At 72.8% G+C, this 11,754-nt stretch carries 9 protein-coding genes; 6 read left to right on the forward strand and 3 right to left on the reverse strand.

The genetic code is table 11. The annotated features are described in order from the left end of the window. Positions 1 to 25: 25 nt before the first annotated feature. Entirely contained in the window at positions 26 to 418 is a 393-nt protein-coding gene (locus ACFUO4_RS28690) for a nitroreductase family deazaflavin-dependent oxidoreductase (RefSeq protein WP_079312175.1), read from the reverse strand. Between ACFUO4_RS28690 and ACFUO4_RS28695 the strand changes: the two genes are divergently transcribed. Next, a complete protein-coding gene (locus ACFUO4_RS28695; protein WP_383490313.1) occupies positions 417 to 1,295 on the forward strand; it encodes an endonuclease/exonuclease/phosphatase family protein in 879 nt (292 codons plus the stop codon). The two genes, ACFUO4_RS28690 and ACFUO4_RS28695, sit on opposite strands and share 2 nt — an antisense overlap. A gap of 214 nt (positions 1,296 to 1,509) precedes the next feature. On the opposite strand, the gene ACFUO4_RS28700 is transcribed toward ACFUO4_RS28695, so the two are convergent. Continuing rightward, positions 1,510 to 3,012, reverse strand: coding sequence for a CehA/McbA family metallohydrolase (locus tag ACFUO4_RS28700; protein WP_383490316.1), 1,503 nt, complete (start codon positions 3,010 to 3,012; stop codon positions 1,510 to 1,512). Between the two features lie 131 nt (positions 3,013 to 3,143). Here ACFUO4_RS28700 and ACFUO4_RS28705 point away from each other — a divergent pair, with 131 nt between their 5' ends. The 4 genes from ACFUO4_RS28705 (at position 3,144) to ACFUO4_RS28720 (ending at position 7,915) form a co-directional block, all read left to right on the forward strand. Further along, complete coding sequence (locus ACFUO4_RS28705; RefSeq protein WP_383490319.1) at positions 3,144 to 3,977, forward strand: LLM class F420-dependent oxidoreductase; 834 nt, start codon at positions 3,144 to 3,146, stop codon at positions 3,975 to 3,977. Between the two features lie 123 nt (positions 3,978 to 4,100). Next, positions 4,101 to 6,683 (forward strand): bifunctional FO biosynthesis protein CofGH, encoded by a 2,583-nt coding sequence (locus tag ACFUO4_RS28710; RefSeq protein WP_383490322.1) that lies wholly within the window; start codon positions 4,101 to 4,103, stop codon positions 6,681 to 6,683. 81 nt (positions 6,684 to 6,764) lie between these two features. Continuing rightward, positions 6,765 to 7,331 (forward strand): hypothetical protein, encoded by a 567-nt coding sequence (locus ACFUO4_RS28715; RefSeq protein WP_079312157.1) that lies wholly within the window; start codon positions 6,765 to 6,767, stop codon positions 7,329 to 7,331. 47 nt (positions 7,332 to 7,378) lie between these two features. Beyond that, positions 7,379 to 7,915: a hypothetical protein gene (locus ACFUO4_RS28720; protein WP_059195997.1), complete on the forward strand. Its 537-nt coding sequence runs from the start codon at positions 7,379 to 7,381 to the stop codon at positions 7,913 to 7,915. 1 nt (position 7,916) lies between these two features. Here ACFUO4_RS28720 and ACFUO4_RS28725 read toward each other — a convergent pair whose 3' ends face one another. Continuing rightward, the gene (locus ACFUO4_RS28725) at positions 7,917 to 8,417 is read right to left on the reverse strand and encodes a DUF2165 domain-containing protein (protein ID WP_383490326.1); all 501 of its coding nucleotides are present in this window, start codon (positions 8,415 to 8,417) and stop codon (positions 7,917 to 7,919) included. Between the two features lie 90 nt (positions 8,418 to 8,507). On the opposite strand from ACFUO4_RS28725, the gene ACFUO4_RS28730 reads away from it, so the two are divergent. After that, entirely contained in the window at positions 8,508 to 11,723 is a 3,216-nt protein-coding gene (locus ACFUO4_RS28730; protein WP_383490329.1) for a tetratricopeptide repeat protein, read from the forward strand. Positions 11,724 to 11,754: the final 31 nt, after the last annotated feature.

Below are 11,754 nucleotides of genomic sequence, written 5' to 3' on the forward strand. Positions count from 1 at the left end.
GGCGCGGGTGGGGTGGCGGAGCCGCTCAGTCGGTCAGATCCACCCGCACCGTCAGCAGCTGCGCCCCCATGGCCCGCACCCCCACACTGTTCACCCGGGGCAGGCCCCGCAGGCGCGCGATCGGGTCGTCGTCGGGCAGCAGATGAGCGACGCCGTGGTGCCAGCGCCCGCGCAGCCGCACCCGCACCCGGGGGTCGGCCTTGATGTTCCGGACGTACTGCGACCGTTCCCCGAACTCCGACACCAGCCAGAACGAGTCCCCGACCCGCCGCCCGCCGAGCGGGGTGCGGCGGGGCAGGCCCGAGGTGCGGCCGGTGGTCTCCAGGAGGGTCTGGGTCGGCAGCCGGCGCATGACGGCGTTGAACCGGCGCTGGAAGGCGGCGACGATCCGGTACTTGCGTTCGTTGTGGCGGGGCATGGTCACCAAGTCTGCTGGAGAGGCCGGTGAGGTGGTCGTGCGGGTCGTGACATGGAACCTGTGGTGGCGGTTCGGCCCGTGGGCCGAGCGGCAGAAGGCGATTCTCGCCGTACTGCGTGAGCTGCGGCCGGACGTCGTCGGCCTGCAGGAGGTGTGGGCCGACCGCCGCACCGGCGAGAACCTCGCGGAATGGCTCGCCGCCGAGCTGGACCTGCACTGCGCCTGGGCCCCGTCCCCCGCCCCCGAACGCTGGCGGCGCCGCATAGCCGACGACTCGGTGGACATCGGCAACGCGGTCCTGAGCCGCTGGCCGGTGACGGACCGGGCGACCCTGCGCCTGCCCGCGCCACCGGACCTGGACGACGGCCGACAGGCCCTGTACGCCCGCGTCGAACCGCCGGGCGGCGCCCCGGTCCCCTTCTTCACCACCCACCTCACCTCCCCCCTCCACGCGTCGGCGGTCCGCGTCCAACAGGTCAGGGCCCTGGCCGAGTTCGTGGCCGAACACAGTGGCGGCACCCCCTTCCCGCCCGTCGTCACCGGCGACTTCAACGCCTGGCCGGACTCCGACGAGATCCGCGCCTTCGGCGGCACCCGCACCGCCCCGGTCGTCCCCGGCCAGGTGTTCTTCGACGCGTGGGAGTACGCCGAACAGGGCGCCCCCGCGGCGACCTGGACCCCGGAGAACCCGTACGTCCATCCGGGCCTCGGCCCGGGCGGCCGCATCGACTACATCCACGTAGGGGGTCCGGCGGGCCCGGACGGCGAGGGCACGGTCCGAGGGACAGGGCGGGCCGGGCACGGTCCGGTGGACGGGGTGTGGCCGTCGGACCACGCGGCGGTCGTCGCCGACCTGACGGGCGGGGTCACTGCGTGAAGAGTGACGCCGGATGCCGAGGGTCGGCGGCGCAGACGTACAGCCCCGCATGACCGCCCCGCCCGACGATCACCCCGGTCGGCTCACGCGCCGCGCGGCCGGAAGCGGTCCGCCGCCTCCATGGCGTAGTCGCACGTCGTCCAGCCCGCGTTCCGCCGGCTCGACCCTGGGGCCTGTTCGGCGGATGTCGCCGGGAGCCTGGGGGCTGCCCGCCTCACCGCCCCAGGAAGATCGGGTTCGTGAACGCCGCCAACGCCCCCGGCAGCGGCCCCGCCGCCGTCTCGTGCCGCACCTCGGCGCGTACGTACGCCGCGTAGGCCGGAGTGGTCCTCCACTCCACCACCCCCGACCCCGCCACCGGCAACGCGGCGCTCGTGAACAGCACCCCCTGGTCGGTGACGAACCGGACGGTGCAGCGCGGCGCCCCCGAAACCTCCAGCCGTACCGTCACCGGCGTGTCCGTGTCCGCTCTCAACCTGCCGCCGATTCCCGCGTGTTGGCCCTTGCTCCCGACCGCGGTGAAGTCCAGCGAGACCCGGGCGGACTCGGCGATGTACGACCGTCCCGCCCGGATGCCCTCCTGGATCGCCTCCCGCGTCAGGTCGTCGGCCAGGACGACCGTCTGCGGCGAGCCGACCACGTCCGGGTCCCGATGCGCGTCGCTGTTCCCCATCGCCGGAATCCAGGCCCGCCCCTCGCGCGCGGACGCGACCAGCATGCTGTCCCAGTCGGCCAGCGCCACCTCGTCGTCGGGTGTGTAAGACCCGTTCCAGACCTCCACCGCGTCCGCCTCGCCGAAGCCGAACCGCCATCCGCACCCCACGCAGGTGGCGTGCGGATGGGCCGGGACGACGAGACCCCCGGCCCGGCGGATACGGCGGGCGAACCGGCCGAAGCGGTTGTCGCGGGCCCGGTAACGCCAGTCCACGAAGGTGCCGGGATCCGTGCCGAGCGCGAGGACGTGCCCGTTCCTCGTCGTGATCTCCTCGCCCAGCATCACCAGCAGGTCGTCCCCGGCCACGTCCGCCCAATGGGCGTGCGCCGCATGGGTGTTGTGCTCGGAGGTGTTGATGAAGTCCAGCCCCGCGGCTCGCGCCAGCGCGCCGATCTCGGCGGGGGTGCGGCGCCCGTCCGAGTACCAGGAGTGCAGATGGCAGTCACCGCGGTACCAGGCCCGGCCCCGCCCCTTCGCGCGCGGCGGCGGATACGTCGGCTCGACGACGTCACCCGGCTCGCCGTACGTCAGCGTGACCGTGATCTCGTACGACAGCCCCTGCGGCGCCACCGTGTACGGGCCGAGCGCGATCGACCAGGTGCCTTCGCGCACCGGCCCCGGGACGTACCCCGGCGTCGCGTCGTCGGCGCGGAGGAAGAACTCGCTCCTGGCCCCTCCCGACCAGCCCCGGAAGCCCTCGCCGCCCAGTTCGGTGCCGCGCTCGTCGAAGATGCCGATGTCGAGGGCGTTGCCGGCGGTGCCCGCCGGGACGGCGGGGCGGTCGTAGGTGTAGGCGACCTTGATCTCCCGTACCCCGGAAGGGACTTCGACCGGCACGTACACGAAATCGGGGGACCCGGTGGGGAGCGTGCCCCGGATCGTCCTCGTCTCCGTCTCGCCGTCCGCCGCTGAAGCGAAGGTCACGCTTCCCAACGTAAGCGCGGCGGCGGCTCCCGTCACGACGAGTGTGCGTCTTCCGATGTGGCGCTCGTCCTCACACATGCGTCCCACTGTCGGGGAGGAGAGTGAACTGCCGTGAAAGAAAAGGGAATCAGGGGCAGCCGAACACTTCCGACACCGATGCCGACCAGTCGGTATGGACATATCGCCCTCGGCGCGGTACAGATGCGGCTATGCGTATCTCCGTCACGATCTTCCTCACCGACGAGACCATCACCCCGACCCGGCTCGCCCGTGAGCTGGAGGAGCGGGGGTTCGCGGGCCTGTACCTGCCCGAGCACACCCACATCCCCGTCGAGCGGACCACTCCGTACCCGGCGGGCGGCGACCTGCCCCCCGAGTACGGCCGCACCCTCGACCCCTTCGTCGCCCTCGGCCAGGCGGCGGCGGTCACCGGGACGCTCGGCCTCGGCACCGGCATCACCCTGGTCGCCCAGCACGACCCCATCGACCTCGCGAAGCAGATCGCGACCCTCGACCACCTCTCCGGCGGCCGCTTCACCCTCGGCCTCGGCTTCGGCTGGAACGTGGAGGAGGCCGCCGACCACGGCGTCGAGTGGCGCACCCGACGCGAGCTGGTCCGGGACCGGATGGCGCTGATGCGGGCCCTGTGGTCCGAGGAACCGACCGCCTACAAGGGGGAGTTCGGCGGCGTGCGCGCCAGCCACGCCCACCCCAAGCCCCTGCGCGGCCACCTCGGCCCCCGCACCCTCGTCGGCGGCGCCGCGGGCCCGAAGCTCTTCGCCCACATCTGCGAGTACGCGGACGGCTGGATGCCGATCGGGGGGAGGGGCCTGACGGAGACGCTGCCGGTCCTGAGGGCGGCGTGGGCAGAGGCGGGGCGCGAGGAGGGCGCACTTCAGGTGGTGCCGTACGCGGTCTATCCGTCGCCGGGGAAGCTGGCGCATTACGCGGAGCTGGGCATCGAGGAGGTGGTGGTTCAGTTGCCGCCGGCGGGGGAGGCGGAGGTGCTGCGGGTCCTGGACGCATATGCCGAGTACCTGTAATCGAGCGAGGGGCTGACGTCCGTCAGGGGCGCGGGGAACTGCGCGACCAGCCCCCGCACACCCGCACCCGACAACGCACCACACCGCACCACCCCCCTGATCACCCGAACGTATGCTCAAGAGATGACGACTTCCGCCACCGGAACCGGCCCCACCGAAAACTCCCTGCGCCGCGCCCTCAAACGCGCCCGCACCGGCGTGGCCCTCGACGTCACCGAAGCCGCGGTCCTCCTCCAGGCCCGCGGCGAGGCCCTGGACGACCTCACCGCGACCGCGGCCCGCATCCGTGACGCGGGCCTCGCGGAGGCAGGCCGCCCGGGCGTCATCACGTACTCCAAGAGCGTCTTCATCCCCCTGACCCGCCTGTGCCGGGACAAGTGCCACTACTGCACCTTCGTCACCGTCCCCGGCAAGCTCCGCCGGGCCGGCCACGGCATGTTCATGTCCCCGGACGAGGTCCTGGACATCGCCCGCAAGGGCGCGGCCCTCGGCTGCAAGGAAGCCCTCATCACCCTCGGTGACAAGCCCGAGGACCGCTGGCCGGAGGCGCGCGAGTGGCTCGACGCGCACGGCTACGACGACACGATCGCGTACGTCCGCGCGATATCGATCCGCATCCTGGAGGAGACGGGCCTGCTGCCCCACCTCAACCCCGGGGTGATGTCCTGGACGGACTTCCAGCGCCTCAAGCCGGTCGCGCCCAGCATGGGCATGATGCTGGAGACCACCGCCACCCGCCTGTGGTCGGAGCCCGGTGGCCCCCACTACGGCTCCCCGGACAAGGAACCGGCTGTGCGCCTGCGCGTCCTCGAGGACGCGGGCCGCTCGTCCGTGCCCTTCACCTCCGGCATCCTCATCGGGATCGGTGAGACGTACGAGGAGCGGGCCGAGTCCCTCTTCGCGCTGCGCCGCGTCGCCCGCTCCTACCACGGCGTCCAGGAACTGATCATCCAGAACTTCCGCGCCAAGCCGGACACCGCGATGCGCGGCATGCCGGACGCGGAGCTGGACGAGCTGGTCGCGGCCGTGGCGGTGGCCCGGATCGTCATGGGCCCGGCCGGGAACATCCAGGCCCCGCCGAACCTGGTGGACAGCGAGTACGAGCGGCTCATAGCCGCCGGCATCGACGACTGGGGCGGGGTGTCGCCGCTCACCATCGACCACGTCAACCCGGAACGCCCCTGGCCGCAGATCGAGGAGCTGGCGGCGAAGTCGGCGGCAGCCGGGTTCGAGCTGCGCGAACGCCTCTGCGTGTACCCGGAGTTCGTCCAGCGCGGCGAACCCTGGCTGGACCCGCGGCTGCTGCCGCACGTGCGGGCGCTGGCGGACGAGGAGACCGGCCTGGCGCGCGAGGACGCGGTCGTCGAGGGGCACCCCTGGCAGGAGCCGGAGGAGGTCTTCGTCCCGTCCGGCCGCACCGACCTGCACACCACCATCGACACCGAGGGCCGTACGACCGACCGCCGGGACGACTTCGACGTCGTCTACGGCGACTGGGGCGCCCTGCGGGAGGCGGCGGCGCCGGGAATGGTGCCGGAGCGCATCGACACCGACGTCCGGCAGGCCCTCGCTACGGCCGCCGACGACCCCACCAGGCTCACGGACGCCGAGGCGCTCGCCCTGCTGCACGCGGACGGCCCGGCGCTGGACGCCCTGACGCGGATCGCGGACGACGTCCGCAAGGCGGCGGTCGGCGACGACGTGACGTACATCGTCACGAGGAACATCAACTTCACCAACGTCTGCTACACCGGCTGCCGCTTCTGCGCGTTCGCCCAGCGCCGCACCGACGCGGACGCCTACACCCTCTCCCTGGACCAGGTCGCCGACCGCGCCCAGCAGGCGTGGGAGGTCGGCGCGGTCGAGGTGTGCATGCAGGGCGGCATCCACCCGGACCTGCCCGGCACGGCGTACTTCGACATCGCCAAGGCGGTCAAGGAGCGCGTCCCCGGCATGCATGTGCACGCCTTCTCGCCCATGGAGGTCGTGAACGGCGCGACCCGTACCGGCCTGTCCATCCGCGAGTGGCTGACGGCGGCGAAGGAGGCGGGCCTGGACTCCATCCCCGGCACGGCCGCCGAGATCCTCGACGACGAGGTCCGCTGGGTCCTCACCAAGGGCAAGCTGCCGACGGCCACCTGGATCGAGGTGATCACGACGGCCCACGAGGTGGGCATCCCGTCGACCTCGACCATGATGTACGGCCATGTCGACCAGCCCCGCCACTGGCTGGGCCACCTGCGCACCCTGGCCCGCATCCAGCAGCAGACGGGCGGCATCACCGAGTTCGTGACGCTGCCGTTCATCCACACCAACGCCCCGGTCTACCTGGCCGGCATCGCCCGCCCCGGCCCGTCGATGCGGGACAACCGGGCGGTGACGGCGATGGCCCGCCTCCTCCTCCACCCGCACATCCCGAACATCCAGACCAGCTGGGTCAAGCTCGGCACCGAGGGCGCGGCGGAGATGCTGCGCTCCGGCGCGAACGACATGGGCGGCACGCTCATGGAGGAGACGATCTCGCGCATGGCGGGCTCGTCGTACGGGTCGTACAAGTCGGTGAAGGACCTGATCGCGGTCGCCGACGCGGCGGGCAGGCCCGCCAAGCCCCGCACCACGCTGTACGGCGAGGTCCCCGAGGAGCGGCAGCAGGCCGCGGCGGTGTCCGACGGGCATCTGCCGGAGCTGCTGCCGGTGCTGGACTGAGGCTGCTGGGCGAGGACTGCTGGACGAAGAGGGCGGGCGCACGGCAGTACGATGATCCGACCCTGTCGGTGAGCTGAGGAGATACGTGCCGTGCCTGCCCCGAAGGTCTGGGTGACCGGTCTGACGGTGGGAGCGATAGCCGTGGTCGCCGCTCTCGCCGTCCAGGCGGACAAGGGCGCCAAGCCCGAGGCGACGGGCGCCGCGCGCCCGAGCGCGTCGACGTCCGCGCACCCCTCGGCCGGTCCCACGAAGGCCGCGCCGACCGCCGTGCCGGACGACTCGGGCACCGGCCGCCGCATCGTCTACTCGCTCGGCGAGAAGCGGGTGTGGCTGGTCGACGCGAGCGACGCGGCCCGCCGCACCTTCGCCGTGTGGCCGGGGACGGTCTCCCCCGACCCGGGGAACTACACGGTCGGGACCCGCTCCGGCGACCCGATCACCGGCTCCGACGGGGTCAGGATCGAGCACGTCGTCTACTTCGCCGCGAAGTCCGGCAAGAACATCGCCTTCTCCAACGCCGTCGACGGCTCCTCCCCGCCCCCGCCCGCCGCGGGCACCCAGACCGGCGGCATCCGCATGAAGAAGGCGGACGGCTCCGCACTGTGGACGTTCGGCGAGACGGGCACGGCGGTCGTGGTGGTCAAGTAGGGGCGCAGGGACTGCACTTGGGCCGCCGATCTCCGTACGGTGACCGGATGGACAGCTCCGTCGTCTTCAACATCGTGACCACGGCCATCGCGGTCGTCGCCGTGGTGACCTCCGTCGTCTTCAGCGCCCGGCAGGCCCGCATCGCGAAGCACGCCAACCACATATCCGTGATGATCGACCTGCTCGCGGAGTTCCGGTCGGTGGAGTTCCACGGGCACCACGACTACGTCACGCTGCGGCTGGGGGCCGAGAACGATCCGGCGGCCGGGGTGCGCGGGCTGCCCGCCGAGGCCAGGACCTCTTTCTACAGTGTCGTGTACTACTACCAGTCCTTCGCCAACCTGGCGGTCTTCGGGCTGCTCGACGAAACCCTGCTGGTCACGGTCCTGCGCACCCGGATCGTCTCGGTGTGGGAGGCGATCCGGCCGTTCGTGGCCCGCGAGCGGGAGCTGCGCGGGCCGAACGGCGGAACGTATCTGTCGAGCTTCGAGGAACTGGCGAGGCTGGCGGCGCAACTGCCGCCGGAGCACGTCCGCGAGCGGATCGCCGAGATCCGGCGCAGACGCGAGCGCGGGCTGAGCTGACTCAGGCGTCCCGCGCCGCGGCGGGCAGCTGTACGACGATCAGCGCGACCCCGCTCAGCACGAACACCCGCAGCGCGGCGTCCAGCCCGTTCCAGTCCTCCGACTGCCACATCGAGAACCACTCCCCGCCGATCGCCATGAACCCGGCGCCGAAGAGGAGCATGACCATGAGCAGGCCGTAGGTGGCGAAGCGGCGGGCGCGGGGGTCGTCGCGGCGGGCGTGGAGCCAGGTGCCGTACACCAGCACCAGCGCGGCCACCGTCTCCCAGACGATGATCGCGACGTACGCCGCGTCCTGAAGTCCCTTGCTGGTGACCGCCCGCCACATCAGGTCGTCGTCCTTGAAGGTGGTGTCCATCGCGAGGACATGCCGGACGAACTGCTGGTTCGTCCCGAAGTCCGTGATGTTCCCGAAGGCCACGAGGGCCATGTAGAGGGCGACGGTGGCGGTGAGGAGGGTGGCGGCGAGGTGGAGTGGGGTGCGTGGGGGTGTGGTGGCCATGGCGATCATTTTTCCCTGTGGGGGTGACGCCTCGCCGTACGCATTGAGCCAGAATGACGGGGAGTCGCCGCAGCGAGGAGACGTACGGGGATGGCGCAGTCGCCTGGATCGGAGCCGGCGGACCGGTTCGTCGGCCGGGAGGCCGAACGGGCCCGGTTCCTGAGGAACTTGGACCTGCCGGCGGGAGACCCGGACCACCGCTCGCGGTTTCATGTGCGCGGTGACTCAGGTGTCGGGAAGACCTTCCTGGTCGAGGAGTTGAAGAGGCTCGCACGCGAACGCGGAGCGCTCACGGCCTACGTCGACGAGGACGCGGGGAGCGTGCCGGACGTCCTGGAGCTGATCTGCCGTCAGTTCGCCGCGCAGGGACGCAGACTGAAGCCCCTGGAGCGCCGGCTGGCCGTCTACAAGGAGCGGCGGCGCGAGGCGGAGGCGGCGATGCGGGCGCAGGAACCGGAGGCGGCGTCCGCCGGGAGCCGGGCCGCCGTCCAGCTGGGCATGGGGGCGCTGGAGACCGCGGTGCCGGGATCCGCCCTGCTCACCCGGGCGCTGCCCGCCGACCTGATCGCCCAGGGCGCGGACCGGCTGCGGGCCGGCCTCAGCACCCGCTTCCGGAACGCCGACGACATCGACCTCGTCCTGCACCCGGAGGCCGCGCTCACCCCGGTCCTGCTCCGTGAACTGCGTGCCGCCGCCCCGGCCGTACCGCGGATCGTGCTGTTCTTCGACACCTACGAGAGGACCGGCCCCTTCCTGGACCCGTGGCTGCACGGCCTGTTCCGGAAGGGGGGCGAGCACGGCGGGCCGCCCGACACGGTGGTCGTCGTCACCGCCGGTCAGCTGCCCCTGCCCGCCGGCCGCTGGAGCGGTGCCGTGGAGCTGCCCCTCACCCCGTTCACCGACGCCGAGGCGCGTCGACTCCTCGCCGGGAAAGGGGTGGTGGCCGAGCCGGTGGTCGCCGAGGTGCTGCGGGTGACCGGCGGCCTGCCCGTTCTCGTGTCCACCCTCGCCGAGAAGCGGCCCGGCGGACCCGACCAGGTCGAGGACCCCAGCGCCGACGCCGTGCAGCGCTTCCTGCGGGCCGAGCCGGAGGTCCGCCATGACGTCGCCCGGCTCTGCGCGCTGCCGCGCTGGCTGGACGGCGACGTCTTCCGCGTCCTGGTCGAGCTCCCGGACGGTGAACTCGACGCCCAGTACCGGTGGTTGCGGGGACTGCCCTTCGTCGGGGAGCGCGGCGGCCGCGTCCGGTACCACGACGTCGTACGGGAGCCGATGCTGCGCCAGGAGCGGCTGCACTATCCGCACCGGTGGCGGGAGCGGCACCGGCGGCTGGCGGCGGCGTTCGCCGCGTGGCGTCAGGACGTGGGGGAGGGACTGGACGCCGAGGGCCGCTGGGCGGACGAGGAGTGGCGGGCCCTGCGCCTGGAGGAGACGTACCACCTGCTCTGCGCCCGGCCGGCGGCCGCCCTCCCCGACGCGCTCGGCCTGTTCGTCGAGGCCTGCCGCGAGGACGAGGTCGAGGGCCGCCGCTGGGCCCGCATGCTCCAGGACGCGGGCGGCGCCACGGACCACGTCCAAGCGGCCGACTGGGGAAGGGAGTTGGGCGAGACGCTCGATGCCGAGGCCGGTCTGGCCCGCGCGCTGGACCTGCTCCTGACCCGTCCGGGCCTGGACCCGCGCGGCCGGGCGGCGGCCCACGCGCTGCGGGGCCGCGAGTGGCGCCACGAGCGGGAGTACGGGCGGGCGCTGGAGGAGTACGACCGGGCCATCGAACTGGATCCCGACACGGCCCGCGCCCACTACGGACGGGGCCTCACCCTCCAGCTCATGGAGGACCACCCGGCCGCCCTGGCCGCCCTCGACCGCGCCGACGCGCTCTCCCCGGACACCGGCTGGATCATCGCCGAGCGGGCCGAGACCTACCGTCTGGCGGGCCGGGTCGAGGAGGCTGTCGCCGACTTCGACCGCGCCCTCGCCCTGGACCCGACCGACGCGGGCGCCCTGACCGGGCGGGCGGTGTGCCGGCAGGCGCTGGGGCGGTACGACGAAGCGCTCGCCGACTTCAACCGCTCGCTCGCCATCGACGAGGACCTGTGGACACTGGTGCGCAGGGCCCGGCTGCGGCGCAGCCGGGGCGAGTCGGAGCAGGCGTTCGCCGACTTCGACCTCGCCGTGTCCCGGGCCCCGGACGCGGCGTGGGTCGCCTCGGAGCGGGGCGACGCCTACCGGCTGGAGGGCCGCTACGAGGACGCGGTCACCGAGCTGGGCCGTGCGATCGCCCGGAATCCGGACCACGCCTCGGCGTGGGCGAGCCGGGGCGAGGCGCTGGAGCAGCTCGGCCGCGCCGAGGAGGCGCAGGCTGACCTGGACCGTGCGATCGAGCTGCGGCCCGGCTATGCGTGGGCGCTGGCCATGAGGTCCCGGGCGAAGTTCGCGAACGGCGACGTGGCGGGCCATTTCGCCGATCTGGAGGAGGCCGTGGCGCAGGCCCCGGACGCGATCTGGATCCGTCTCGAACTCGGCTCGGAGTATTTGGACGCGGGCCGCCACGAGGAGGCGTTGGCCACCCTGGAGCGCTGTCTGGAGCAGGAACCCGAGGAGGCGAGCTGCTGGGCGATCGCGGGCGCGGTCCACCGGGCCCGCGGGGATCTGGCCGAGGCGCTCCGGCACCTGGACCGCGCCCTCGCCCTGGCCCCCGAGTACGGCTGGGCGTACAGCCAGCGCGCCCGTGTGGGCCTCGCGACGGGCCGTGTGGACCAGGCGCTCGCCGACCTCGACCGTTGTGTGTCCCTGAACACGGAACCGAACTGGGCCCGCCGCACGGCCGTGGAGTTGCTCCTGCTCTGCGAGCGCTGGGACGAGGCCGAGGCCCGCCTCACCGACGACATGGACGACCTGTCCCTCGCACTCCACCGCCATGCCGGCCGCTGGACGGAGGCCCGCCGCGTCGCCGAACGCCTCCGCGAGGGCGACGAGCCGCTCGCGGGCACCCTCGGGCTGGCGCTGACCGTGAGCCGATCGGAGGGCCTCCCGGCAGCGGCCCCCCTCTGGCAGGACCTGGTCCGCGCGGTGGGGGAGAGCACCACCCTGACCCCCCTGGAACGCGCCCAGGCCCACTGCTTCACGGCCTGCGCCCTCACCGACCGCCCCACAGCGGAACAGGGCCTCGCCGAGGTCCTGGCCCTGAACCCCGACTGGCTGGAACTGGCCGACCTGACATCCATCCTCAGGGAACTGAAAGCAAGCCCGGGCGCGGACGCCTCCCTGATCACCGACTGCCTGGAGGAGGCGCGTCACGCGGGGTAGCGGTGAGGAAGGCCGACCGTGTGTTCGGTGG

The organism is Streptomyces sp. NPDC057280 (assembly GCF_042668605.1).
Lineage (GTDB): Bacteria > Actinomycetota > Actinomycetes > Streptomycetales > Streptomycetaceae > Streptomyces.